The organism is Aminobacter aganoensis, from assembly GCF_014206975.1.
In the GTDB taxonomy this organism is placed as follows: domain Bacteria; phylum Pseudomonadota; class Alphaproteobacteria; order Rhizobiales; family Rhizobiaceae; genus Aminobacter; species Aminobacter aganoensis.
In genome coordinates this window covers 73,852-97,650 of record NZ_JACHOU010000016.1, presented here as the reverse complement: position 1 = coordinate 97,650, position 23,799 = coordinate 73,852, and the positions used below count along the sequence as shown (strand labels likewise).

Here is a 23,799-nt window from a genome sequence, read left to right as displayed (position 1 = left end):
CGTCAGGGATTAAAATGTGATGGCCGGGGTAGACGAATGCTACCCCGGCCATTTAGTTTGCATTGCACAAAACTAAAAAAGCATGCGACGGGATAGGTGTGATGACGGGTAAGATCGAGACGATCGGCATTGTCGGCGCTGGCCAGATGGGCGGCGGCATCGCACACGTGTCCGCACTGGCCGGCTACAGCGTGCTTCTCTACGACGTTTCGCCGGAGCGCATCGAAAAGGGCATCGCCACCATCAACGGCAATCTGGCGCGCCAGGTCGCGTCCGGCAAGCTCGAGGACCAGGCCCGCAAGGACGCCATGGCGCGCATCGGCTCGGCGCCTGCCATGGCCGACCTCGCCAGCGCCGACCTGGTCATCGAGGCAGCGACCGAGGACGAGACGATCAAGCGCAAGATCTATGCGCAGCTCTGCCCGCAGTTGAACCCCGAGGCGATCCTCGCCACCAACACCTCCTCCATCTCGATCACCCGGCTGGCGGCCCAGACCGACCGTCCGGAACGCTTCATCGGCATCCACTTCATGAACCCGGTTCCGGTGATGAAGCTGGTCGAACTGGTGCGCGGCATCGCCACCGAGGACAAGACCTTCGAGACGGCCAAGGCCTATGTCCGCCACCTCGACAAGACGGTGACGGTGTCGGAAGACTTCCCGGCCTTCATCGTCAACCGCATCCTTCTGCCGATGATCAACGAAGCGATCTACACGCTCTATGAGGGGGTCGGCACCGTCGAGGCCATCGACACGGCGATGAAGCTCGGCGCCAACCATCCGATGGGCCCGCTGCAGCTCGCAGACTTCATCGGCCTCGACACCTGCCTGTCGATCATGCAGGTGCTGCATGACGGGCTGTCGGACTCGAAGTACCGCCCCTGCCCGCTCTTGGTGAAATATGTCGAGGCCGGCTGGCTCGGCCGCAAGACCGGACGCGGCTTCTACGACTATCGCGGCGAGCATCCGGTCCCGACGCGCTGACGACCGTCAGTTCAGGAGGTTGGGTGCATACCAGCCGGGCGTTTGGTCCGGCGGCATCGGCGCAAGCTCGACGCGATTGCGCCCCGCACCCTTGGCTTCGTAGAGATGCAGGTCGGCGACCCGGAACAGCTCCTCGAAGCCGACCGGCCTGTTGAACACCGCCCCGCCGACACTGACCGTCAGCCGATGAATCCGGCCGGCAGGCTGGAACGACGCCTCCGCCACCGAACGACGAATGCGTTCGGCGATGTCGGCGGCATTGACGGGTGACGCGCCCGGCAGGAAGACGGCGAATTCCTCACCGCCGAGGCGGCCGAGCATGTCGTCCGAGCGCAGGCAGGGCTGGATCGCGGCAACGATGACACGCAACGCCTGATCTCCTTCGGCATGGCCGAAACTGTCGTTGACCGACTTGAAGTGGTCGGCATCGATGACCAGCAGCGCGCCCATGGTGCGCTGGTTGCGGCGCTCGATCTCGCGCGCCAGCACGTCGTTGACGCGACTGGAGAATGCGCCCCGGTTGAGACAGGCGGTCAGGGCATCGGTCGATGCCGCAACGACGAGCTTGTGATTGACGATCGCCAGTTCGCGCAATTTCAGCGTCAGATAGAAGAACAGCGGCGCCGCCAGAAGGATCGGCACCACGGTCGCCTCGATCAGAACAAGATCGAAGACCTCGGCGCCGGCATTCTTGAAAAGCACGAAGGTGACGGCGAGCGAGAACGCGACGCAGCCGAGCGTCCCGAACACCGTCCAGCCGGCCAGTTGCAGCCACGCATTCCACGACAGCTTCTTCAAAGATGCCCGCAATGCTGCCACCTCCTTGATCTTGCATCGATATTGGGTCGAGCGACATGAACAAGGGGTTAGCGCCGGCACTCAAATGCGAGCGATCCGGCAATCGTCAGCTTGTCGGTTGCGATTGCCGGGTGGTGCGTCCTTCGACAGGCTCAGGATGAGGACCGTGTGCGCAACCGCGAAGCTAGCTGGGGTGAAAGGGAGTGTCCGCGCCGACGCCCCTCATCCTGAGCCTGTCGAAGGACGCACCACCTGGCAGCCTTTGCAAATCAGACCCGCTTGCCGTCGCCGCCGAAAAAATGCAGCTTCTCGCGTCGCGTGAGCACCGGCAACTGATCGCCCACCGCCACGGCGGTGCGGCCGGGCACGCGAACGACGATGCGTCCGCCGGCGGCCTCGCAGTAGAGAAAACTCTCTGCACCGACCGGCTCGACACCCTGCACCCGGGCCATCAGGCGGAGCCCACCCTCCGCCGCGGCGCCGTCGGCCCCGACTTCGCAATCCTCCGGCCTGAAGCCGATGGTGGCGGCATTGGTGGGTATTGCCGGCAATGAGACAGCACCCTCGAGCTGGCCGCTGCGCAGCGGCAGGAGGTTCATCGGCGGCGCGCCAATGAACGAGGCAACGAAGGTCGACGCCGGCTTCTCGTAGATGTCGAGCGGCGCGCCCAGCTGTTCGACGAGGCCGGCATTCATCACCACCAGCACGTCGGCCAGCGTCATCGCCTCGAGCTGGTCGTGGGTGACGTAGACCGAGGTGACGCCGAGCTGGCGCTGCAGGTTCTTGATCTCGACGCGCATCTGGCCGCGCAGCTTGGCGTCGAGGTTGGAGAGGGGTTCGTCGAACAGGAAGACCTTGGGGCTGCGCACGATGGCCCGGCCCATGGCGACGCGCTGGCGCTGGCCGCCTGACAATTCGCGCGGACGCCGCTCGAGCAGATGGGCAAGTTCCAGCGTCTGCGCGGTGGCGCGCACGCGCTTGTCGATCTCGTCCTTCGGCATACCGCGGTTGCGCAGGCCATAGGCCATGTTGTCGTAGACCTTCATATGCGGGTAGAGCGCATAGTTCTGGAACACCATGGCGATGTCGCGTTCGGTCGGGCCGATGGCGTTGACCACCTTGCCATCGATCGAGCAGGTGCCGGCCGAGATCGTTTCCAGCCCGGCGATCATGCGCAACAGCGTGGACTTGCCGCAGCCGGACGGCCCGACGAGCACGCACAGCTGCTTGTCGGGTATGGCGATGGAAACGCCCTTCACCGCCTCGACCCCGCCGGGATAGACCTTCTTGACGTCCTTGAGATCGACGGTTGCCATTATTTCTCCGTATCGACGAGGCCGCGGACGAACCAGCGCTGCATCAGCACCACGACCAGGATGGGCGGCACGATGGCCAGCATGGAGGTGACCATCACCAGATGCCACTCGGTGTCGGCATCGGCGAAGGAGATCATCTTCCTCAGCGCGATGACGATGGTGTTCATGTCGTTGCGGTTTGTGACGAGCAGCGGCCAGAGATATTGCGTCCAGCCGTAGATGAACAGGATGACGAACAGTGCCGCGATGTTGGTGCGCGACAGCGGCAGCAGGATATCCCAGAAGAAGCGCCACGGCCCGGCTCCGTCGACGCGCGCGGCCTCGACCAGTTCGCCCGGGATGGTGAGGAAGAACTGGCGGAACAGCAACGTCGCCGTTGCCGACGCGATCAGCGGCACGATCAGGCCGGCATAGGTGTCGATCAGGCCGAAATCGACCATGACCTTGTAGGTCGGCAGGATGCGCACCTCGACCGGCAGCATCAGCGTGATGAAGATCAGCCAGAAGAACGTCATGCGGAGCGGGAAGCGGAAAAAGACGATGGCATAGGCCGACAGCAGCGAGATGATGATCTTGCCGATGGCGATGCCGAGCGCGACGACCGTCGTGTTGAACAGCAAAGTCGCCACGCTGACCCCGCCGATGCGGCCAACGCCGCCGAACAGCGCCTCGGAATAATTCTCGACGAAGCGATCGCCCGGCAGCAACGGCAGCGGCGGCCTCAGGATCGTCTGCAGCGAATGCGTCGAGGCGACGAAGGTGTAGTAGATCGGAAACGCCACGATCAGGATGCCAAGCACCAGCACGAGGTGGGCGATGAAGGTGCGGATGGGGGAATTGTCGATCATGGGCGGATGCCGCCTTCCCTTCTCCCCTTGCGGGAGAAGGTGTCGCCGCAGGCGACGGCTGAGGGGTACTCCAGGAATGTGCCGGCCAAAAAGTCTGAAGGACGAAGGCCTGTGTTCTGTTGAACACCCCTCATCCGACCTCGCTGCACTCGGCCACCTTCTCCCGCAAGGCGAGAAGAAAAGATCGTCTCACCCATAATGCACCTTCTTCTCGACATAGCGGAACTGGATGGCGGTGAGCGCGATGACGATGACCATCAGGATCACCGACTGGGCAGCCGAGTCGCCGAGGATGAGATTGACGAAGCCGTCATTGTAGACCTTGTAGACCAGTGTCTCGGTCGCCTTGCCCGGTCCGCCGCCCGTGACGGCATGGATGATGCCGAAGGTGTCGAAGAAGGCGTAGACGGTGTTGACCACCAGCAGGAAGAAGGTGGTCGGCGCGAGCAGCGGAAAGACGATCGTCCAGAACCGCTTGGTCGGCTTGGCGCCATCGATGGCTGCCGCCTCGATCAAGGTCTTCGGGATCGCCTGCAGGCCGGCGACGAAGAACAGGAAATTGTAGCTGATCTGCTTCCATGAGGCGGCGGCGACGACCAGGGCCATCGCCTGCTCGCCGTCGAGCAGCGGGTCCCAGTTGATGCCGAGCCAGCGCAGGCCGTAGGCGAGCGAGCCGATAGACGGGTTGAACAGGAACAGCCACAGCATGCCGGCGATGGCCGGCGCGACCGCATAGGGCCAGATCATCAGCGTGCGGTAGACGCCGCGGCCGCGGATGACCTTTTCCGCCATGACCGCAAGCAGCAGAGCCGTGCCCATGGCCACGGCCGCGGTGGCGATCGAAAACACCGCCGTGACCTGGATCGAATTCAGGTAGTTGGGGTCCGACAGGACCTTCTTGAAATTGGCGAACCAGACGAATTTCGACGACAGGCCGAACGGGTCTTCCCGTAGCATCGACTGGCGCAGCGCCTGGCTGGCCGGCCAATAGAAGAAGATCAGCGTAATCGCCAGCTGCGGCGCAACCAGCAGGTAAGGCAGGATCTTGTTGGGGAAGACGACGCGTGGGGACAATGAGGGCCTCGTGACAGACGTCAGGCGTTGATGCCGCCCCTCATCCGCCTGCCGGCACCTTCTCCCCGTAAAGGACGGGGAGAAGGGACAAGCGGGAACGTGGATGCCCCCTCTCCCCGTTTTTCACGGGGAGAGGGTAAGGGTGGGGGGCAATTCCGAGCAGACGAGCGGGATCAGTTCCCGATCGCTTCCTGGATCGCCTTGTTGCCGCGCGCAACCGTGTTGTCGAGCGCCTGCTGGGCGGTCTGCTGGCCGGCGAGCATCTTCTCGAGCTCTTCGTTCTCGATGTCGCGGACCTGCGGCAGGTTGACGAGGCGGACGCCCTTCGAGTTCTCGGTCGGCTCCTTGCCCATCATCTGCTTGATCGGGATCTCGCGGGCCGGGTTCTTGTCGTAGAAGCCCGACTTCTTGGTCTCTTCATAGGCCGCAAGCGTGACCGGCAGGTAGCCCGAGACCTGGTGCAGGCGTGCCTGGATCGGCGTCTGCGACAGGAAGTTGAAGAAGGCGGCGACGCCCTTGTACTGCTCGTCCGGCAAGCCGGCGAAGACCCACAGCGAAGCACCGCCCGGGATGGTGTTTTGCGGCGCACCCGCGGCATCCGCCTCGTAGGGCAATTGGCCGGTGCCGTAGTTCATGCCCGACTTGACGATGTCGCCCAGGCCGCCCGAGGATTCGGTGAAGATGCCGCATTCGCCGGCGAGGAAGATCTGCTTGGCCTCGGAGGTGCGGCCGCCGTACTTGAAGGTGCCATCCTTGGCGAGGTCAGCCAGTTCCTGGAAGTGCTTGACGAAGGCCGGAGCGTTGATCTTGAGCTCGACGTCGGTGCCACCGATGCCGTTCTCATTGGTGCCGTAGGACAGGTTGTTCCACGCGGCAAAATTCTCGGTGTGGATCCAGGTCAGCCACGTCGAGGTGAAGCCGCAGGGGGCTGCGCTGCTCGACTTGATCTTCTTGGCGGCGTCCCATACCTCGCCCCAGGTCTTGGGCGGGTTGTCGACGTCGAGGCCGGCTTTCTGGAAGATGTCCTTGTTGTAGTAGAGGATCGGCGAGGACGAATTGTACGGGAACGACAGCATAGTGCCGTCGGGCTTGGAATAATAGGCGACGATGCCCGGCAGGTACTGGCTCTTGTCGAAGGCCTGGCCGCCCATCGACAGGATTTCGGCCACCGGCTTGATGGCGCCTTCGGCGCCCATCATCGTGCCGGTGCCCGCATCGAAGACCTGCATGATCGTCGGCGGCTGCTTGGCGCGGAACGCGGCGATGCCGGCGTTCAGCGTCTCGGGATAGGTGCCCTTGAAGACCGGAACGACCTTGTATTCGCTCTGGCTCTCGTTGAATTCCTTGGAAAGCTGGTCGACGACCTCGTTGTTCGCGCCGGTCATGGCGTGCCACCATGAAATCTCGGTGACGGCGAAGGCGGAGGTGCTGGACAACAGCGTCATGGTGGCGGCAACACCGGCCGCGAAGCCTAGGGTCTTCATGTCTCGCTCCCGTTCTGGTTGGCGAAATGTTTAGTTCCGCGGGGAGCAGTATTGTCGGATTATGACAGCGCTACAACAGTTTTGTAGAGATCGTATGACGATCACATTTGGCTCGCTTCGATTTCGCTTTCCCTACAACCATATGACAAGATTTCGGTTTTCCGGAAAACGAAAGAAATTTGCCGAGAATTAGACCCAACTCAACTGCCGGCAACGCCGGCTAATGAAAGGGTTGAAATGGAATGGATATGCCACGAGGCACCCTTCGCGGATGAAAACCACGAAAGATACGCCGCCAAATCATGCAATCTAGAATTGCAGGAGCAAGAAGATAAACGTGTGTGGATACGCCAGTCTATTTGGCCAGCGCGGCCTCGATCAGCTTCTTGGCGTCGGGGCTCGCCCATTCGGCCGGGCCGTTCATATTGGCGAGCAGGCAGCCTTCGCCGTCAACCAGCAGCGTCACCGGCAGGCCGAGCGCCAGCCCGCGCTTCTTGAGGTCGTTGAAGACGGCGAGCGTGTTGTCCCTGTAGTAGCCGAGCGAGGTGATGCTGATCTCGTCGAGGAACTTCTTCGGCTTGGTGTCGTCGCCGGTGTCGACATTGACCGCCACGACCTCGAAGTTCTCGCCGCCCATCTCGCGCTCCAGCGCATCGAGCGCCGGCATCTCGGCGCGGCACGGCGCGCACCATGTGGCCCAGAGATTGATCAGCAGCGTGCGGCCGGCATGATCGGCCACCGTCATCGGCTTGCCCTCAGAATCGTTGAAGGCGAGCTTCTTCAGCGACTGGGGCGGATCGGCCGGCATCATCGCCGCGACCTGGCCTGTGGCTGCGGCGCCGATAGCCTTGGCGATGTCTGCCTTGGCGGCACAAACCTTGTCCTCGGCGCTGGCTTCCGCGTTCGTGTCGGCGGCGACCTGCGGCGAAGGGGCGTTGTTGCCAGGAAGGGTGCTGCTGACATATACCGCGACCGCGCCGGCGATCACGCCTGCAACGGCGGCGAGGATGATATGGCGTGGCGCGGGGATCATTTTTCTGCGGTCCGACATCTGTTCAATTTTTCTCCGGAGCCCGGTATCACGATGAGCGACAAGAAGGCCAGCAACCAGATGTGGGGCGGACGTTTTGCCTCGGGCCCGGCCGCGATCATGGAGGCCATCAACGCCTCGATCAGCTTCGACAAGAAGCTCTACGCCCAGGACATCCGAGGTTCCGTCGCCCACTCCGAGATGCTGGCGGAAACGGGCATTATTTCGACCGACGATCAACGGAAAATCGCTCACGGCCTGAACACGATCCTGCGAGAAATCGAGGACGGCAAGTTCGAGTTTTCGACCCGGCTCGAAGACATCCACATGAATGTCGAGGCGCGCCTCGCCGAGTTGATCGGCCCGGCGGCCGGCCGCCTGCACACCGCGCGCTCGCGCAACGACCAGGTGGCGGTCGATTTCCGGCTCTGGGTCAAGGACGAGTTCCACCGCGTCGCCGAGGCGCTGAAGGGCCTGATCGCGGCTTTCCTTGAGCGCGCCGAACAGCACGCCTCGACGGTCATGCCCGGCTTTACCCATCTGCAGACGGCGCAGCCGGTGACCTTTGGCCACCACTGCATGGCCTATGTCGAGATGTTCTCGCGCGACCTCGGCCGCGTCCGCGATGCCATCGAGCGCATGGACGAGAGCCCGCTGGGGGCTGCGGCGCTCGCCGGCACCGGCTTCCCGATCGACCGCTTCAGGACGGCCAGGGCGCTCGGCTTCCGCGAGCCGACCCGCAACTCGCTCGACAGCGTCTCCGACCGCGACTACGCGCTCGAATTCCTGTCGATCGCGGCGATCTGCGCCACGCATTTGTCGCGCCTCGCCGAGGAGATCGTCATCTGGTCGACGCCGCAATTCGGCTTCGTGCGCCTGTCCGACAGCTATTCGACCGGCTCGTCGATCATGCCGCAGAAGAAGAACCCCGACGCCGCCGAACTGGTGCGCGCCAAGACCGGCCGCGTCAACGGCCACCTGATCGGCCTCCTGACGGTGATGAAGGGCCTGCCGCTGACCTATTCCAAGGACATGCAGGAAGACAAGGAAGCGGTGTTCGACGCTGCCGAGACGCTCGACCTGATGGTCGCCGCCATGACCGGCATGGTCGGCGACATGACCATCAACGACCAGGCGATGAAGCGCGCCGCCGGCTCCGGCTATTCGACGGCGACCGACCTCGCCGACTGGCTGGTGCGCACGCTCGGCATGCCGTTCCGCGAGGCCCATCACGTCACCGGTCGTGCCGTGGCGTTGGCCGAAAGCAAGAAGATGGGCCTGGAAAAGCTCAGCCTCGACGACCTCAAGTCGATCCACGACGGCATCACCGACGACATCTTCTCGGTGCTGTCGGTGCAGAACTCGGTGAAGAGCCGCACGTCCTTCGGCGGCACGGCGCCTGCGGAGGTGAAGAAGCAGATCCGCTACTGGAAGAAGCGCCTGACGAAAGCTTGATCGAGCCGGGGTGCAATGAGCAAAAATCTCCGCTACAAGCGGCGGGGAAATTTTCTCGGATGGATGGGTCATGACCGCTGGCAGGATTTTGGTGACGCTTGGGCTGATCGCGGCGGTCGGCATGGTTTCGGCCTGCGGCCGCAAGAGCGGTCTCGACACGCCCTACGAAGCCGCGGTGCAGGCGCAGAAAGACGCGCAGAAGGCCGGCCAGCCAGCGACGGCCGCACCGCAGAAACCGGTCGAGGACAAGCCTTTCATCCTCGACCCGCTGCTCTGAGCCGCATTCCACCTTTCGAAAGCCCGTGCCGTGAACCATTTCGACTATCGTGACGGCGTCCTGCACGCCGAAGACGTGGCGCTGACCGACATTGCCCGGACAGTCGGCACCCCATTCTATTGCTATTCGACGGCAACGCTGACGCGTCACTTCAACGTCTTCTCCAAAGCCTTCGCCGATCTCGACTCGCTGGTCTGCTATGCCATGAAGGCAAACTCCAACCAGGCCGTGCTGAAGACCCTGGCCAGGCTCGGCGCCGGCGCCGACGTGGTGTCCGAAGGCGAGATGCGGCGCGCGCTGGCCGCGGGCATTCCAGCCAACAAGATCCTGTTTTCCGGCGTCGGCAAGACCGCGCGAGAAATGGACTTCGCGCTGCAGGCCGGCATCCTGTGCTTCAATGTCGAATCCGAGCCGGAGCTCGAATTGCTTTCGGCCCGTGCTGTGGCCAACGGCAAGACGGCCCCCGTGTCGCTGCGCATCAACCCCGACGTCGATGCCAAGACGCACAAGAAGATCTCGACCGGCCTGGCCGAAAACAAGTTCGGCATCCCGCGCCAGCATGCGCGCGAGGTTTATGCCCGCGCAGCAAGCCTGCCCGGTCTCAAGGTGACCGGCATCGACATGCATATCGGCAGCCAGATCACCGAGTTGCAGCCCTTCGACGACGCCTTTGCGCTGCTGGTCGAGTTGGTCGCGACACTGCGCGCCGACGGCCACGCCATCGACCATGTCGATCTCGGAGGCGGGTTGGGCATTCCCTACAAGACCGACAACTCGCCGCCGCCGCTGCCCGACGCCTATGCCCAGATCGTGCACAAGCATGTCGGCAAGCTCGGCCTCAAGGTGATGTTCGAGCCGGGTCGCCTGATCGTCGGCAATGCCGGCATCCTGGTGTCCGAAGTGATCTTCGTGAAGGAAGGCGACGCCAAGAACTTCCTGATCGTCGACGCCGCGATGAACGACCTGATCCGGCCGACGCTCTACGACGCCTATCACGACATCCGCCCGGTGCTGCAGGCCAAGGCCGATGCGCCGCGCATGACGGTCGACATCGTCGGGCCAGTCTGCGAGACCGGCGATTTCCTCGGCCTCGACCGCGACCTGCCCAGGCTCGAGTCGGGCGACCTGATCGCGGTCAGCACCGCCGGCGCTTATGGCGCGGTCCAGGCAGGCACCTACAACACACGGCCATTGGTGCCGGAAGTGCTGGTCGACGGCGACCGCTTCCACGTCATCCGCAAGCGCCAGACCTATGAAGAACTGATCGGCCTCGATTCTGTGCCGGACTGGTTGGCTTAAGTCTTTGACTGAGAACGGTTGCTCGGTCGTGCGTCCTTCGACAAGCTCAGGATGAGGACCGTTGGTACTGACAGCGTTCACGTTGAAGAGTTCGATTTGAGCAGTACGACCTGAACGGTGCGTCGAGACGGCGATAGCCCAAACGGTCCTCATCCTGAGCTTGTCGAAGGACGCATGACCGACCAACCGCACTCAATTGATCTTTCACGATTGCGTTGGTCGCCTCGCCTTCGCCGTGATTGATGGTATTCTGCCATAGGCAGGTGGCCGCATCCCGCGCCGCCCAAGCGGAAGGGCCGATGACGGAACCGACCAGATCAGCTTTGCATCGCGACATCGCCGCCAGACTGGGCAAGACGCGCCTGGCCATTGGCGCGACCATGATCGTCGAGCGCGGCTGGCCGTTGATGCTGCCGGTGCTTGTCGTCGCCAGTCTTTTCCTCAGCCTGTCATGGCTTGGACTGTTCCGCCTGTTGCCCGACATGGCGCGGCTGGCGCTGATCGCGGCCTTTGGGATTGCCGGCCTCGCCTCGCTCTATCCGCTGCGGTTTTTCCGCCTGCCCTCCTGGGCCGAGATCGACAGCCGCCTCGAACACGCCAACCGGTTGCTGCACACGCCGGTGCAGGTCCAGACCGACCGGCCCTCGGGCAAGACGGACGGTTTTGCCGACGCCCTGTGGCGCGAGCACCAAAAGCGCATGGCCGAGCGGCTGGGCGCCCTGGGCGGTGACATGCCGCGCACCAACGTGCCGGAGCGCGACCCATGGGCGCTGCGGGCAGCGGCCGCCTTGCTGCTGGTCTGCGCCTTCGCCTTCTCGTTCGGGCCGACCGGCGGCCGCATCGGCGACGCCTTCCGGGCGCATGCGGCGCGCGACGCTGTTCCGCCGCGCATCGACGCCTGGGTGACGCCGCCGACCTACACCGGCAAGGCACCGATCTTCCTGACCGCCGACGCCAGCAAGGACGCAGCCGTCATCAGCGTGCCGGAAGGCAGCGAGCTGTCGCTGCGGGTGACCGGTGGCAGCGGCGAGGAAACCCTCGCCTACACCAATGCCAAGGGCGAGGTCCGCGATATCGCGCCGAGCGGCCCAAAGGCCGATCCGGCCAAGCCGGCAACGGCAGGCCCGGTCGCCACCGTGCGGCAGTTTGCCGACAAGCTGACCGCCGAAGGCACGCTGACGCTGAAATCCGGCAACGACGAGCTGGACAGCTGGGCCTTCACCGTAGTCGCTGACAATCCGCCGAAGATCAGCTTCGTCGGCGAGCCCAAGCGCGCCGTCAATGGCACGCTGGAGCTGACCTACAACATTGAGGATGACTACGGCGCCGCTTCGGCCAAGGCCGGCTTCGCGCTTGCCGAAGAGCAGTCGCCAGATGCCCGCCCGCTCTACGGTGCGCCCGAAATGCCGCTTTCGCTGCCGCGCCGGGGCGCTGCGAAAAAGCCGGTGAAGGCGACGCGCGACCTGACCGAGCATGTCTGGGCAGGCACGTCGGTGAAGCTCACGCTGCACGCCGTGGACGACGCCGGCCAGGAGGCGAAAAGCGAAACCAAGACGATCATCCTGCCCGAAAAGCCCTTCACCAACCCGCTTGCCCGGGCGGTGATCGAACAGCGGCGGCTGCTGGCGCTCGACGCCAACGCCAAGCCGCGCGTGCTCGACCTGATGGACGCGATCACGCTCAGGCCCGAAGACACGATCGACAACCTTTCGCACTATCTCGCCCTGATGAGCGCGCGGGCGCGGCTGAAGATGGCCGGCTCCGACGACCAGCTGCGCGAGGTCGTGACCTATCTCTGGCAGGTCGCGCTCGGCATCGAGGAAGGCGACCTGTCGGCGGCGGAGAAGCGCCTGCGCCAGGCCCAGCAGGCGTTGCAGGATGCGCTCGAACGCGGCGCCAGCGACGAGGAAATCGACAAGCTGATGGCCGAGCTGCGCGACGCCATGAACGATTTTCTGCGCGAATTTGCCGAACGCAACCAGCAGAACCAGACTGCCCAGAACCAGGCGCCGGGCCAGGAGCTGCGCCAGAGCGACCTCCAGCGCATGCTCGACCAGATCGAAAACCTGGCCAAATCGGGCAACCGCGACCAGGCCCGCGAGTTGCTGTCGCAGTTGCAGGACATGATGAACAACCTGCAGGCAGGGCGGCGCCAGCAAGGCCAGCAGGGCCAGCAGAACTCCGAGATGCGCCAGCAGATGGATAAGCTCGGCGAAATCATGCGGCGCCAGCAGGAGATGATGAACGAGACGTTCCGCATGGACCAGATGCAGCGCGGCCAGCAGCAGCAGGAAGATCCGTTTGGCGACAACGGCGAACCCGGCCAGCAGCAACAGGGCCAGCAAGGCAAAGGCCAGCAGGGCAAGCCGATGACGCCGCAGGAATTTGCCGATGCGCTCAAGCAGCTTCAGCAGGGCCAGGGGCAGTTGGAGAAAGACCTCGAAGCGCTGATGAAGGGGCTTGAGGGCATGGGCATCAAGCCGGGCGAAGGTTTCGGCGATGCCGGCGAATCGATGAACCAGGCCGAGGGTGCGCTCGGCAAGGGCGAAGGCGACCGCGCCGTCGGCCACCAGGGTCGTGCGCTGGAGGCCCTGCGCAAGGGCGCGCAGGACATGATGCAGCAGATGCAGGCCATGCAGGGCGACCAGGGCGGCAGCGAGGAAGGCGGCCGCCAGCAGAACGCCGACCGTGACCCGCTCGGCCGTCCTCGCGCCACCACCGGCCCCGATTTCGGCGATTCGGTGAAGGTGCCCGACGAGATCGACGTCCAGCGCGCGCGCCAGATTCTCGATGCCATCCGCAAGCGGCTTGGCAATGCGCTGAGCCCCGAGCTGGAGCGCAGCTATCTCGAAAGGCTGCTTGAGCTGAAGTAGCTCGCCTCAGGCAGCGGCGCAGGCTGTGTCAGGGCCGCGCGTCTCAGCCCGGCACCATCCCGGCCTCGCGCGCCATGGCGAGGTCCTTCTGGCTGGCGCGCTGGAAGGCCGGCCGGGCAATCAGCCTGTCGACATAGTCCTTGAACACCGGCTTCTCGGGCAGCACCTTCAGCACCTGCGTACCAAAATTGATGCCGCCGCCGATCTGGGTATCGGCCGCGGTGAAGCGGTCGCCGGCGATGTAGGGCCGCGACGACAGCGTGCGTTCCAGATTGGCGATCATTTCGCTGAACGAGCCGTAGGAATAACCGCTGCCCATGAACTCGTGGCCATGCGCCTTGGCCGCCAGGACCGGGTCGAATACCGAGTCAGCATAGACCAGCCAGGTCAAATAGGGTGCGCGCATCTTGTCGCCGATGGCAGGCGCGAGGCCCGCTTCGGGGAAGGCGTCGCAGAGATAGGTGCAGATCGCCGCCCGCTCGGTGACAAGGACGCCGTCATGGACGATCGCCGGGACTTTCTTGTTCGGCTGGATCGCCCGGTATTCCTCGGGCACCCCGCCAGGTGCGCGGATATCGACCTTCTCGATCTGGTAGGGCGCGCCGAGCTCCTCGAGCAGCCACAGCATGTTGGACGCGCGCGACCATGGCGCATGGTAGAAAGTGATCATGCCTTCCTCCTCGTTTGCTACGTCGTCACCATAGCCCTGACCTCCTGACAGCATTTTGTCAGGAGCCATGACAGGATCCATCCACCAGGCCCGGGATCAGCGCCGCTGATGGAAAGCGTCGCGGATAGCGTCCGCCATGGCGTCGACGGCTTCGCTGACGGCGCGCGGATTGCGATGCAGCACGACCCTTGTCGTGTCGATCGGACCGAAGCCTTCGGCTGCCGTCAGTTCCCGGCAGTCGGCCGGTATGTTGCTGCGCGCGATCGGCGCCACGGCGAGGCCCGCGGTGACCGCAAGGGTCAGCCCGTTCGTGGTGTCGCTGGTATAGGCGAACCGGTAGTCGATGCCGCGCTGGTCGAGCGAGCGGAGCGCCAGTTCGCGACACCAGCCCTCGCGGGTGTAGATGGCGACCGGCAGCGGCCGCTCCTGATGCAGGTCATGGTGATTCGAGGTCACCCAGACGGTCGGGTCGTGCATCAGCACCTCGACGCCGGAAGGCGCCTGCCATTCGAAAACGACAGCCAGGTCAAGCTCTCCGGCCGCAAGCGCGGCCAGTTGGGAGACCGAATAACCAAACCGTACCGTCACTTCCACCTGGGCGTGGCGCTTGGCGAATGCCCCCAGCGCCCGCGACAGGACGGGTTGCCCGTATTCTTCCGGCAGGCCGATCCTGACCGGGCCGCCGAGCGGTGCCGACCGCATCGACGACGCTGTTTCATCGAGCAGCATGACGATGCGGCGGGCGTTCTCGACGAGGTCGCCGCCACGCTGCGTCAGCGTCACGCCGCGCGCGCCGCGTTCGAAGAGGACTTCGCCGACAACCTCCTCGAGCCGCTTGATCTGCATGCTGATCGCGGACTGGGTGCGCCCGACAGTCTCCGCCGCGCGGGTGAAATTGCCGCTTTCCGCTACCGCCAGGAACGTACGCAAGAGATCGCTGTCGAGGCGAAGGGTCATGGCTTGGCACCATCAGACATAAGGAATTCTAATGACTGCCATCATTCCAATTCGTTTGCATTGTGTCAAACGTCAATGGATAGTCCGGCCACCCATTGGAAGGTGGCCGTTAGATGCGGCTACGGACTGGTAAGTACCGTCCTCACTTTCACCCGCCGCGGATTTCACGGCGGGTATTTTTTTGGCCGGCGCATGGCCGCTGGTAGCTCAGGATGCTGCAACGCTGGACCAACAGCCGGCCGAGACAAGCGCTCTTCCGGCGCCGCGTCTCGCTATAGAACTGTCCGATCATTTCATGCGACGGACTGACGGAGACCATGCAGAACAGAACGCTTCTCGGCATCCTGTGCCTGTGCCTGGGCGTGCTGGTGTTTTCGATCCAGGATGCACTGATCAAGGCCGTGGCCGGAACCTATCCGGTCAGCGAAGCGCTGCTGATCCGCGCCGTCGTGGCCCTGCCGATCCTGCTTTTGATCGTTCATCGCGACGTTGGCCTGGGCGCGCTGGCCTCGCCGAACTGGCGCTTCCTGGCGTCGCGCTCGTCGATCCTGTTCATTTCCTACTGCGCCTACTATCTGGCGATCCCGGCCCTGCCGATCGCCGATGCGGCGGCGCTGTTTTTCCTGGCGCCGCTGCTGATCATGACGATGGCCGGCCCCTATCTCGGCGAACGGGTGCCGTGGCAGAGCCTCGTTGCCGGCGCGGTCGGCCTGATCGGCGTCGTCGTGATGGTCAATCCGGGTGCCGGGATTTTCGAGTGGGCCGCGTTGCTGTCGCTGGTCTCGGCCTTCCTCTATGGCTTTTCGCAATTGATGGCGCGCAAGATCGGGGTGACCGAAAGCGCCACCACCATGGCCTTCTACCAGAACGCCGCCTATCTCGTCGGCGCAGTCGCCATCGGCGCCACATTCTCGGCAACGGGCTTCAGCCAGACCGGGCACCCCAGCCTCGACTTCCTGATGCGGCCCTGGGTCTGGCCGAGCCTGCGCGATTTCCTGATGATGGGTGCCTGCGGCGTCATTGCCGCGGTCGGCATGATCCTGCTGGGCCAGGCCTACCGGCTCACCCCCGCCAACAAGGCGGCAACGTTCGAGTATACCGGCCTGCTGTGGGCACCGCTGTGGGGCTTCCTGTTCTTCACCGAGATCCCGGACAGCGGCACGATCATCGGCGCCCTGCTGATCGTCGGCGCCGGCATCTTCGCACTGAATGTCGGTGGCCGCTCGCCTCAGGCGGCGCCGGCGAATGCTGCGGCCGACTGACCCGTCCTGGCCAGTGCCAGCGAGACGCGGTCGCGGATGTCGGCAAGCGTGAACGGCTTCTGCACGACGTCAACGATGATCGCGTCGAGTTCCTCGGCGCGTTCGCGCTGGTCGGCATAGCCCGTCATCAAAAGGATCGGCAGCCCCGGAAAGGCGGCGGCGGCTGCCTGCGCCATCTCGATGCCGTCCATCTCCGGCATGCGGATGTCGGAGACGATCAGGTCGAAGGCGCCCTTTTCGGCATGGATGCAGTCGAGTCCCTGCGCACCGTCGCAGGCGACATCGACAATGTGGCCGGCGCGTTCGAGCGCGCGGGCAGCGAGAGTGCGGACGGACTCGTCGTCCTCAACGATCAGAAGCTTTGCCATGGCGGCGATATTTGCCGCGACAGGTTGACGATTTCTGAAGGCCGACGAGATTTGTATTCCGTCGCGGATCAGTCTTCGCCCTTGACGACGCCGACGAAGGGCAGCTCGCGGAAAGCGTGCGCCACATCCATGCCGTAGCCGACGACGAAGTAGTCCGGGCAGTCGAAGCCGACATAGTCGGCATCGAGGTCGGTCTTGCGGCGCATGCGCTTGTCGAGCAGCACGGCGATCGAACAGCTCTTGGCGCCGCGCGACATCATCAGCTCGCGGGTGAACTTCAGCGTCTTGCCCGATTCGAGGATGTCGTCGATCAACAGCACGTCGCGTCCTTTGACCTCGTTGTCGATGTCGCGCAGCACTCGGACCTCGCCGCTGGTCGTGCCGGCGCCGTAGCTGGAGATGAAGATGAACTCGACTTCCGGCGACAGGCCGACATCGTGCATGGCACGGATCAGGTCGGCGGCAAAAATGAACGAGCCCTTGAGCACCGAGATGACCAGCAGGTCGGTGTAGTCGTGCGCCGCGATGTCCTTGGCGAGTTCGAGATTGCGCCGTGCGATCGCCGAGGCGGAGAACAGCACTTCGATTTCCTTGTCGCGCACAACGGGCATGACATCATCCTATTCCGAGAAAGCGACCGTGACGGTCCTTATCCCGTTCATAGGCACCTCGAGCCGGCTCGAAAAGTCCCATCTTGCGCCGGGCGCCACTGGATCGGCGCCTGTCCCCAGCCTGTAGCGCAGGATCTTGCCGTCGTTTGCCGCAACGGCGATGTCGATCGGCGGCAATGGCGCAGCCGCCTTGCCATCGTTGAACGCCGCCCCGTCGACGAGCAGCACCGGCCTGCGGCCCGAGCTGTCGACCCGCGACATGACCTCGGCGATACGCAGGGAAGACCCCTGCCAGGCGAGCGGAAGTGCCGCTCCACGCACGACCGCATGGCCGCCGGATACCCAGAAGGCCATTGCCGCCAATGAGATGCCGGCGATCCAGAACACCGGGCCACCACGAGCGGAGCTCGAATCCCGGGCTGCCCGCGTTGCCCGCAGCATTTCCATTCCGCCGGCCGAAGCCGCCGAGCCAGGGAAGGCCGGCTGGTCGTCGATTGATTCGTTGCGTGCATGGGAACGCTCGACGACCTCGAAATCCGCATCGACGATGTCTGTCGAATCCACAGCTATCGGCTGGGCGAATGTGTCGCGGGCGTCGGCGGCCATGATTTCGCCGGAAACCGGGCGTGCTTTCCGCTGCTCAGCCATCAGACCCCTTAGACATTTTGCCGAGAGGGGGTAAACGGAAATGGTTAATGCTTCGCCACCGAGGTGCTTTCGAGCCCCACCCGGGACGGAAACTTAACCGTCCGTTAACCATGCGGACCCAAGGTCGTTTCATAGAAACGGGCGGCCGGGGTCCCGAGAAAAATCATCGGGATCGAGAACCCAAGGTCTGCAGCACGTGATCCGATTCGAGAATGTCGGCCTCAGATACGGAATGGGACCGGAGATCCTGCGCGATGTCTCCTTCCACATTCCCGAGCGCTCGTTCCAGTTTTTGAGCGGGCCTTCCGGTGCAGGCAAGACCACCCTGCTCCGCCTGCTGTTTCTGTCGCTCAAGCCGACGCGCGGGCTGATCAGCGTCTTCGGCAAGGACCGCACCCGCATTTCGCGCGCCGAGCTGCCGCTGATGCGCCGCCGCATCGGCGTCGTGTTCCAGGATTTCCGCCTGCTCGACCACATGACCACCTACGAGAACGTGGCGCTGCCTTTGCGCGTGCGCGGGCGCGAGGAAGCGAGCTACCGCACCGACGTCATCGAACTGCTGAAATGGGTCGGCCTGGGCGAACGCATGCATGTGCTGCCGCCGGTGCTTTCCGGCGGCGAAAAGCAGCGTGCCGCGATTGCCCGCGCCCTGATCGAGCAACCGGAAATCCTACTGGCCGACGAGCCTACCGGCAATGTCGATCCGCCGCTGGCCCGGCGCCTGCTCAGGCTGTTCATCGAACTCAACCGGCTCGGCACCGCAGTGGTCATCGCCACCCACGACCTCGGCCTGATGGACCAGGTCGACGCCCGGCGCATGATTCTGGCCGGCGGAAAGCTCGACATCTATGACTGAAGCCCCCGCCGACACCCGGGACCACGACGAGGAATTCGAAGATGCGCCGATGCAGCAGCCGGCCCCTCGCCTGCAGCGCAAGACGGCGCCCATCGTGCCGTCCCAGAACATCGCCGGCCGGGCGCTGGTGCTGGTCATCGCCATCATGACGTTCTTGTCGTGCCTGACACTGGGGGCAGTCACGCTGGTGCGCGACACCGCCTCGGTATGGGAGAACCAGATCTCGCGCGAGGCGACCATCCAGATCAAGCCCGCCGACGGGCTCGACATGGACGCGGCACTCGAGACCGCCGCCCGCATCGCCGGCGAGTTCCCCGGGGTACGTTCGACCCGGATCGTCGACCGCGACGCGACGGCCCGCCTGCTCGAACCCTGGCTCGGCTCTGGGCTGAACATCGACGAACTGCCGGTTCCGCGGCTGGTGATCGTGACCATCGACGAGAACAACCCGCCCGATTTCCAGGCCATGCGCGAGGCGATCACGCCGAAGGTCCCGACAGCTTCGCTCGACGACCACCGGACCTGGGTCGACCGGCTGGTGGCGATGGCGCGGACCACCGTCACCATCGGCACGGGCGTCCTGATCCTGATGCTGGCGGCAACTGTGCTTTCGGTGGTGTTTGCCACTCGCGGCGCCATGGCCGGCAACGGCCACATCATCGAGGTGCTGCATTTCGTTGGTGCCGAGGCGCGCTTCATCGCCAGCGAATTCCGCCGCCACTTCCTGCTGACCGGCATGAAGGGCGCGGCCGCCGGCGGCGCGGCCGCTGTCATCGTGTTCATCATCTTTTCCTGGTGGTCGTCGCGCAACCTGGCGACGCCGGAAGCCGACCAGGCGACGGCGCTGTTCGGCGACTTCGCCATCGGTGCCAACGGCTATCTCGGCGTCGCCGTCATCGTCGCCGTCATCGGCGGGCTGACCGCCGCCACCTCGCATTTTACCGTCGTCCGCCACCTCGGCGACATGGACCTGCACCAGCCGGACGGGATGTAGACCATGCCGTCATCACGAATGATGTCAAAATGTCACCCAATGTGCATAATACGGCGCTGTAAATGCCGCATTCCCTGCATAACGATGGCTTCGTAATGGGACAGAACGCGCTCGCTGCTTCGGGGTCGGTTTCAGGAACGAGGATCTACCCGGCCGGGCGCAAGCTGCGCCGGAGAACGATCTTTTTGCGCCGCATTCTGTTCATCCTCGTGGCATTCGCCGTCATCTTCACCGGCGGGTTCGGTTTCTTTGCCGTCCATGTCAGCGGCATGAGCACGCCTGCGAACCCAGAGAAGGCCGACGCCATCATCGTCCTGACCGGCGGCCAATCGCGGCTCGATGCGGCACTGGGCCTGCTCAAGGCGGGCAAGGGCGAACGCCTTCTGATCAGCGGCGTGCATCCTTCTGCGACGCGCCGCCAGTTGCAGGTCGCGACCGGCAGCGACAAGTCGCTGTTCAACCGCGTCGACATCGACCGCGCCGCGCTCGACACCATCGGCAATGCCGAAGAAAGCGCAAAGTGGGTCGTCAGCCACGACTACGAGCGCGTCATCCTCGTCACCAACAACTACCATATGCCGCGCAGCCTGCTGGAAATGGGACGGCTGCTGCGTAACGCCAGCCTCGAGCCCTATCCGGTCGTCAACTCCAAGCTCGACGAAGGGCGCTGGCTGACCAAGCCCGAAGCGTTCCGCGTGCTGTTCACCGAATACAACAAGTACCTGCTGGCGCTGGCCCGCGGCATCGTGCCGGTCAAGCCGACGGCCGATGGCGTGCTCGTCGTCCAGGCCGAAGCTGCCGACTAGCTTTCCACTCAGCTCGATATGTGAACGGCGCCAAGCGCCGTTTTCCTTTTTCGACGGCTTGGTGTAACCAACGGCAAATTCCGTCCTCAGGCGCTCCTCGACAATGCTCCAAATCCGCTCGCTGGCATTCAACTTCGTCTTCTATGTCAGCCTGGTCGTCCAGATGATCCTGTGGACGCCCTACTACTTCCTGTCGCCGCGCCATCGCGCCTGGTTCGTGCCTAAGTTCTGGGCGCGCACGAGCCTGTGGTTGCAGGAAAAGATCGCCGGTACGAAGAGCGAGATTTCGGGCGTGGAGAACCTGCCCGAAGGCTCGTTCATCCTGGCGCCCAAGCACCAGTCGTTCTGGGACGCCATCGCCTTCTTCCCCTACCTGCGCGACCCGCTCTACATCCTCAAGCGCGAGCTGATGTGGATCCCGTTCTTCGGCTGGTACATCGCCAAGATGAAGATGATCCCGGTCAACCGCGGCAAGCGCTCAGCGGCCCTGAAGGCAGTCGTTGTGGCGACCCGCAAGGAAATGCAGCACGACCGGCAGCTGATCATCTACCCCGAGGGCACGCGCCGAGCGCCGGGAGACGAACCGGCCTACAAGTGGGGCATCGCCGAGCTCTATGCGGCGCTCAACATGCCTGTGGTGCCGGTCGCCCACGTCGCCGGGCTGTACTGGCCGCGCCGCAAATTCCTGCGCTTCCCCGGCACCATCAAGGCCCGATTCCTCAAGCCGATCCCTGCCGGGCTGAGCCGCGAAGAATTCATGTCGCGGCTGGTCGCTGAAACCGAGGCCGCCTGCGACGAATTCCTGATCGAGGCTGCGAGATCCAACAACCCGCCGCCGATGCCGCCCACGGCGGTGAAGCGGCTCAGGGAACTCGGCGTCGAGGTTAGGAGCTAGCGGCTGCCCTCGAGCTCGCGCTTCATCCAGCTTGTATCGCCCCAGGTCGACAGCCAGATCATCGAACTGGTCGCGGCAGCAATGACGCCATAGGCCAGGCCGTATAGCAGCCCCTTTGACGATCGGCGTGCTCGCGCGACCTCCAGATGCGCCAGTTCCTCTTCCTGAATGCCAAGGATCGCTGCATGCAGCCCCTCGTCGCGCCCCTTCAGGAAACGGAGCTGCTCTTCGAGATGACGATGGACGGTGGCTTCGACCGCCTCGGTGCAGAGCCAGACCATCTGGGGCCCGAGAGCCGACGTTATCAGGCCAAGGACATAGCCGCCGAGACTCCAGAACTTCATGACGCGGCATGGCCGTGTGTCGCGAGCCGGCATGGCATCGCGGAATATCGTGGCGTGAACGATCTCGTCGGCGCGCATTCTCTCCAGCTCGGGCGAAATCGTTGGAAAGAACCGCCGCGCGATCGCGATCTGGGCGCCGTAGATGTTGATTGCGGCACGCTCCCCGGCGTGATTGACCTTGAGGATGCGCTGAATCGTGATCTTGTCAGTACCGGCAGGCAGCAGCATCGATGTCCCCCGAACACGATGCTCCCTTGATATCACTGATCCTTGGGATGTGACACGAGACTAACCAGCGGCCATCCGCCGCTCGTGTTCGAGCAGCCAGCGCTTGCGCCAAAGGCCGCCGCCATAGCCGGTGAGGTCGCCGCTGGCGCCGACCACGCGATGGCAAGGGATGACGATCGCGATCGGATTGGCGCCGTTGGCGCGGCCGACGGCGCGCACCGCCGCCGGCTTTCCGATCTCGGCGGCGAGGCCGGAATAGCTCGTCGAGGTCCCCGCAGGAATACGCCGCAGCCCGTCCCAGACCTGGCGCTCGAAGGCTGTGCCCTGGGGCGCGAGCCGGGTGGCGAATTCAGCGCATTTCCCGACGAAATAGGCACCGAGTTCGACTTCGATCTGGTCGATCGGTGCCGACCGGCCGAAGGCGATGGCCGAGCCGGTAACGGCCTGCGACTTGCGCACCTCCGTTGCCAGCGCCTTGCGTTCGAGGAATTCGAGGATGTGCAGGGCATGCAGGTCGGCAATGGCGATCATCGGGCCGATCGGCGTCTCGATCCAGTCGGCCTTGAGCATGGTCTTGCCGCGCAGTTTGCCGGCGCCTCGCCCAAGAGCCGGGTCACCGCCGCTCGAAAGCCGCTGCCCGAATCGAAGCCGGCATCGACCTGCGCATCGATGACGCTGTCGCCCGAGGCCAGCCGCTCCGCCGCCTGCCCGAGCCGCCGCAAACGCGCCATTTCGAGGAAGCTCATTCCGAAGCGGCGCTTGAAGGCGCGCCGTACGGTGGAGGCATCGAAGCCCAAGGCGACGATGTCGGTCTCAAGCCAGCGGCGCTCCGGCTCACGCTCAAGCGCCTCCAGCAGCGCCGACACGTGCGGTTCAGGCGCGCCAGACCCCATCATCGGCCGGCAGCGCAGGCAAGGCCGGAAGCCGGCATGCACGCATTCGGCCGTTGTGTCGAAGAAGCGCACGTTCTCGCGCTTGGGTTTTCGCGCGGCGCAAGTCAGCCGGCAGAAGATACCGGTAGAGGTGACGCCGACATAGGCAAAACCGTCATAGCCCGGATCGCGTGCGATCAGGGCATCGTAGAGTGTGTCGTCACTGGGGCGCTGGAAAAGCATGCCCGATGTTTAGCGCGAGTCCGCAGCCAACGCCGCCGAAAATCGGGCGCGTATTCTCACTGCTGACAAGTCATGTGCCGACCAGCCGCGCCACCTCTTCCAGCCAGTGGTCGCGGATGCCGAGCGCCTTGAGGTGCTCGACCGTGCTCGCGACATAATCCTCGTTGCGGCCGGACTGGCCGACCGCGCCGGTGACGATCTCGGCGGCGTGCACCGCATCGAGATTGCCGGCATACTGGTGGTGGTTGCGGTCGGCGATGTAGCAGACCGCCTCCACCCTTTCGCCCTTGTCGAGCCGGATCGCCAGCTGGCGCTCGAGATAGACGCTGGTGACCAGTTCGCGTTCGCGCAGATAGGCAAGCACCTCGTCGCGAAGATCTCCAGGGACGCGGAAGGCGAGGCCGACGCAGGAGCCGCCACGATCGAGACCGAGCACGAGACCGGGTCGCTGCTCGGTGCCACGATGGACCCAGGAGCGGATGCACAGCGCGCGTCGAAAGCCCATCAGCCGGGCGCGGCGCGTCTCGACATGGGCGAAACCTGGACGCCACATCAGCGAGCCATAGCCAAAAACCCAAAAATCGCCCATATCGCCAAGCCTGTTGGTG

General features: G+C 64.3%; 23 protein-coding genes and 1 pseudogene. 10 read left to right on the top strand and 14 right to left on the bottom strand.

Features of this window, described 5'->3' with window-relative positions; all coding sequences use genetic code 11:
- Window positions 1-101: 101 nt before the first annotated feature.
- Window positions 102-983: a 3-hydroxybutyryl-CoA dehydrogenase gene (locus GGR00_RS22540; protein ID WP_055973141.1), complete on the top strand. Its 882-nt coding sequence runs from the start codon at window positions 102-104 to the stop codon at window positions 981-983.
- 6 nt (window positions 984-989) lie between these two features.
- Here the strand turns inward: GGR00_RS22540 and GGR00_RS22535 are convergent, their stop codons facing one another.
- From GGR00_RS22535 to tlpA, 6 genes are all read right to left on the bottom strand, one after another.
- On the bottom strand, window positions 990-1,793 hold the full coding sequence (locus GGR00_RS22535; RefSeq protein WP_184701268.1) for a GGDEF domain-containing protein: 804 nt from the start codon (window positions 1,791-1,793) through the stop codon (window positions 990-992).
- A 257-nt stretch (window positions 1,794-2,050) separates the two neighbouring features.
- Window positions 2,051-3,097, bottom strand: coding sequence for a sn-glycerol-3-phosphate ABC transporter ATP-binding protein UgpC (ugpC, locus tag GGR00_RS22530; RefSeq protein ID WP_055973144.1), 1,047 nt, complete (start codon window positions 3,095-3,097; stop codon window positions 2,051-2,053).
- Window positions 3,097-3,945 carry a sn-glycerol-3-phosphate ABC transporter permease UgpE gene (gene ugpE, locus GGR00_RS22525; RefSeq protein ID WP_055973148.1) on the bottom strand — a complete coding sequence of 283 codons (849 nt, stop codon included), beginning with the start codon at window positions 3,943-3,945 and terminating at the stop codon, window positions 3,097-3,099. Before ugpE ends, ugpC begins: the two co-directional genes overlap by 1 nt.
- Before the next feature lie 189 nt (window positions 3,946-4,134).
- Complete coding sequence (ugpA, locus tag GGR00_RS22520; protein ID WP_055973152.1) at window positions 4,135-5,019, bottom strand: sn-glycerol-3-phosphate ABC transporter permease UgpA; 885 nt, start codon at window positions 5,017-5,019, stop codon at window positions 4,135-4,137.
- A 173-nt stretch (window positions 5,020-5,192) separates the two neighbouring features.
- Window positions 5,193-6,503 carry a sn-glycerol-3-phosphate ABC transporter substrate-binding protein UgpB gene (gene ugpB, locus GGR00_RS22515; protein WP_055973155.1) on the bottom strand — a complete coding sequence of 437 codons (1,311 nt, stop codon included), beginning with the start codon at window positions 6,501-6,503 and terminating at the stop codon, window positions 5,193-5,195.
- A 355-nt stretch (window positions 6,504-6,858) separates the two neighbouring features.
- Window positions 6,859-7,554 (bottom strand): thiol:disulfide interchange protein TlpA, encoded by a 696-nt coding sequence (tlpA, locus tag GGR00_RS22510; protein WP_055973162.1) that lies wholly within the window; start codon window positions 7,552-7,554, stop codon window positions 6,859-6,861.
- Between the two features lie 33 nt (window positions 7,555-7,587).
- Between tlpA and argH the strand changes: the two genes are divergently transcribed.
- The 4 genes from argH (at window position 7,588) to GGR00_RS22490 (ending at window position 13,437) form a co-directional block, all read left to right on the top strand.
- The gene (gene argH, locus GGR00_RS22505) at window positions 7,588-8,988 is read left to right on the top strand and encodes an argininosuccinate lyase (RefSeq protein ID WP_184701266.1); all 1,401 of its coding nucleotides are present in this window, start codon (window positions 7,588-7,590) and stop codon (window positions 8,986-8,988) included.
- Window positions 8,989-9,058: 70 nt separating this feature from the next.
- Window positions 9,059-9,265, top strand: a complete 207-nt coding sequence (locus GGR00_RS22500) for a lipoprotein (protein ID WP_055973168.1) — start codon at window positions 9,059-9,061, stop codon at window positions 9,263-9,265.
- Window positions 9,266-9,295: 30 nt separating this feature from the next.
- Window positions 9,296-10,564 carry a diaminopimelate decarboxylase gene (gene lysA, locus GGR00_RS22495; protein WP_184701264.1) on the top strand — a complete coding sequence of 423 codons (1,269 nt, stop codon included), beginning with the start codon at window positions 9,296-9,298 and terminating at the stop codon, window positions 10,562-10,564.
- Between the two features lie 299 nt (window positions 10,565-10,863).
- Window positions 10,864-13,437 carry a TIGR02302 family protein gene (locus tag GGR00_RS22490; protein WP_184701262.1) on the top strand — a complete coding sequence of 858 codons (2,574 nt, stop codon included), beginning with the start codon at window positions 10,864-10,866 and terminating at the stop codon, window positions 13,435-13,437.
- 43 nt (window positions 13,438-13,480) lie between these two features.
- Here GGR00_RS22490 and GGR00_RS22485 read toward each other — a convergent pair whose 3' ends face one another.
- Complete coding sequence (locus tag GGR00_RS22485) at window positions 13,481-14,176, bottom strand: glutathione S-transferase family protein (protein WP_343065617.1); 696 nt, start codon at window positions 14,174-14,176, stop codon at window positions 13,481-13,483.
- Window positions 14,177-14,203: 27 nt separating this feature from the next.
- Window positions 14,204-15,064, bottom strand: coding sequence for a LysR substrate-binding domain-containing protein (locus tag GGR00_RS22480; protein ID WP_184701260.1), 861 nt, complete (start codon window positions 15,062-15,064; stop codon window positions 14,204-14,206).
- Window positions 15,065-15,381: 317 nt separating this feature from the next.
- Here GGR00_RS22480 and GGR00_RS22475 point away from each other — a divergent pair, with 317 nt between their 5' ends.
- The gene (locus GGR00_RS22475) at window positions 15,382-16,326 is read left to right on the top strand and encodes a DMT family transporter (RefSeq protein ID WP_055973180.1); all 945 of its coding nucleotides are present in this window, start codon (window positions 15,382-15,384) and stop codon (window positions 16,324-16,326) included.
- On the opposite strand, the gene GGR00_RS22470 is transcribed toward GGR00_RS22475, so the two are convergent.
- The 3 genes from GGR00_RS22470 to GGR00_RS22460 all read right to left on the bottom strand — a co-directional run bounded on the left by GGR00_RS22470 (window position 16,293) and on the right by GGR00_RS22460 (window position 17,953).
- Window positions 16,293-16,694: a response regulator gene (locus GGR00_RS22470; protein WP_184701258.1), complete on the bottom strand. Its 402-nt coding sequence runs from the start codon at window positions 16,692-16,694 to the stop codon at window positions 16,293-16,295. The two genes, GGR00_RS22475 and GGR00_RS22470, sit on opposite strands and share 34 nt — an antisense overlap.
- 68 nt (window positions 16,695-16,762) lie before the next feature.
- Window positions 16,763-17,305, bottom strand: a complete 543-nt coding sequence (gene hpt, locus GGR00_RS22465; RefSeq protein WP_055973186.1) for a hypoxanthine phosphoribosyltransferase — start codon at window positions 17,303-17,305, stop codon at window positions 16,763-16,765.
- Window positions 17,306-17,314: 9 nt separating this feature from the next.
- A complete protein-coding gene (locus GGR00_RS22460) occupies window positions 17,315-17,953 on the bottom strand; it encodes a hypothetical protein (protein ID WP_343065616.1) in 639 nt (212 codons plus the stop codon).
- 196 nt (window positions 17,954-18,149) lie between these two features.
- On the opposite strand from GGR00_RS22460, the gene ftsE reads away from it, so the two are divergent.
- The 4 genes from ftsE to GGR00_RS22440 all read left to right on the top strand — a co-directional run bounded on the left by ftsE (window position 18,150) and on the right by GGR00_RS22440 (window position 21,504).
- Complete coding sequence (ftsE, locus tag GGR00_RS22455) at window positions 18,150-18,809, top strand: cell division ATP-binding protein FtsE (RefSeq protein WP_055973192.1); 660 nt, start codon at window positions 18,150-18,152, stop codon at window positions 18,807-18,809.
- Complete coding sequence (locus GGR00_RS22450) at window positions 18,802-19,803, top strand: cell division protein FtsX (RefSeq protein ID WP_184701256.1); 1,002 nt, start codon at window positions 18,802-18,804, stop codon at window positions 19,801-19,803. Before ftsE ends, GGR00_RS22450 begins: the two co-directional genes overlap by 8 nt.
- A 62-nt stretch (window positions 19,804-19,865) precedes the next feature.
- A complete protein-coding gene (locus GGR00_RS22445; RefSeq protein ID WP_377864393.1) occupies window positions 19,866-20,609 on the top strand; it encodes a YdcF family protein in 744 nt (247 codons plus the stop codon).
- A 103-nt stretch (window positions 20,610-20,712) separates the two neighbouring features.
- Window positions 20,713-21,504, top strand: a complete 792-nt coding sequence (locus GGR00_RS22440; RefSeq protein ID WP_184701254.1) for a lysophospholipid acyltransferase family protein — start codon at window positions 20,713-20,715, stop codon at window positions 21,502-21,504.
- Here the strand turns inward: GGR00_RS22440 and GGR00_RS22435 are convergent.
- From GGR00_RS22435 to GGR00_RS22425, 3 genes and pseudogenes are all read right to left on the bottom strand, one after another.
- Window positions 21,501-22,076, bottom strand: coding sequence for a demethoxyubiquinone hydroxylase family protein (locus GGR00_RS22435; RefSeq protein WP_184701252.1), 576 nt, complete (start codon window positions 22,074-22,076; stop codon window positions 21,501-21,503). The genes GGR00_RS22440 and GGR00_RS22435 overlap by 4 nt on opposite strands.
- A gap of 60 nt (window positions 22,077-22,136) precedes the next feature.
- Window positions 22,137-23,191, bottom strand: a pseudogene (locus tag GGR00_RS22430) (bifunctional transcriptional activator/DNA repair enzyme AdaA).
- 70 nt (window positions 23,192-23,261) lie between these two features.
- Window positions 23,262-23,780, bottom strand: coding sequence for a gamma-glutamylcyclotransferase (locus tag GGR00_RS22425; RefSeq protein ID WP_184701250.1), 519 nt, complete (start codon window positions 23,778-23,780; stop codon window positions 23,262-23,264).
- Between the last annotated feature and the right edge of the window lie 19 nt (window positions 23,781-23,799).

What these genes read in the sequence shown, in the direction of transcription:
- GGR00_RS22460 (WP_343065616.1), bottom strand. Translation starts at nt 17,953, where the DNA reads ATGGCTGAGCAGCGGAAAGCACGCCCGGTTTCCGGCGAAATCATGGCC.
- hpt (WP_055973186.1), bottom strand. Translation starts at nt 17,305, where the DNA reads ATGCCCGTTGTGCGCGACAAGGAAATCGAAGTGCTGTTCTCCGCCTCG.
- GGR00_RS22475 (WP_055973180.1), top strand. Translation starts at nt 15,382, where the DNA reads ATGCAGAACAGAACGCTTCTCGGCATCCTGTGCCTGTGCCTGGGCGTG.
- ugpC (WP_055973144.1), bottom strand. Translation starts at nt 3,097, where the DNA reads ATGGCAACCGTCGATCTCAAGGACGTCAAGAAGGTCTATCCCGGCGGG.
- GGR00_RS22480 (WP_184701260.1), bottom strand. Translation starts at nt 15,064, where the DNA reads ATGACCCTTCGCCTCGACAGCGATCTCTTGCGTACGTTCCTGGCGGTA.
- GGR00_RS22435 (WP_184701252.1), bottom strand. Translation starts at nt 22,076, where the DNA reads ATGCTGCTGCCTGCCGGTACTGACAAGATCACGATTCAGCGCATCCTC.
- ugpB (WP_055973155.1), bottom strand. Translation starts at nt 6,503, where the DNA reads ATGAAGACCCTAGGCTTCGCGGCCGGTGTTGCCGCCACCATGACGCTG.
- GGR00_RS22425 (WP_184701250.1), bottom strand. Translation starts at nt 23,780, where the DNA reads ATGGGCGATTTTTGGGTTTTTGGCTATGGCTCGCTGATGTGGCGTCCA.
- GGR00_RS22440 (WP_184701254.1), top strand. Translation starts at nt 20,713, where the DNA reads ATGCTCCAAATCCGCTCGCTGGCATTCAACTTCGTCTTCTATGTCAGC.
- GGR00_RS22450 (WP_184701256.1), top strand. Translation starts at nt 18,802, where the DNA reads ATGACTGAAGCCCCCGCCGACACCCGGGACCACGACGAGGAATTCGAA.
- GGR00_RS22470 (WP_184701258.1), bottom strand. Translation starts at nt 16,694, where the DNA reads ATGGCAAAGCTTCTGATCGTTGAGGACGACGAGTCCGTCCGCACTCTC.
- GGR00_RS22445 (WP_377864393.1), top strand. Translation starts at nt 19,866, where the DNA reads ATGCCGCATTCCCTGCATAACGATGGCTTCGTAATGGGACAGAACGCG.
- GGR00_RS22540 (WP_055973141.1), top strand. Translation starts at nt 102, where the DNA reads ATGACGGGTAAGATCGAGACGATCGGCATTGTCGGCGCTGGCCAGATG.
- GGR00_RS22500 (WP_055973168.1), top strand. Translation starts at nt 9,059, where the DNA reads ATGACCGCTGGCAGGATTTTGGTGACGCTTGGGCTGATCGCGGCGGTC.
- GGR00_RS22485 (WP_343065617.1), bottom strand. Translation starts at nt 14,176, where the DNA reads ATGGCTCCTGACAAAATGCTGTCAGGAGGTCAGGGCTATGGTGACGAC.
- tlpA (WP_055973162.1), bottom strand. Translation starts at nt 7,554, where the DNA reads ATGTCGGACCGCAGAAAAATGATCCCCGCGCCACGCCATATCATCCTC.
- argH (WP_184701266.1), top strand. Translation starts at nt 7,588, where the DNA reads ATGAGCGACAAGAAGGCCAGCAACCAGATGTGGGGCGGACGTTTTGCC.
- ugpE (WP_055973148.1), bottom strand. Translation starts at nt 3,945, where the DNA reads ATGATCGACAATTCCCCCATCCGCACCTTCATCGCCCACCTCGTGCTG.
- GGR00_RS22490 (WP_184701262.1), top strand. Translation starts at nt 10,864, where the DNA reads ATGACGGAACCGACCAGATCAGCTTTGCATCGCGACATCGCCGCCAGA.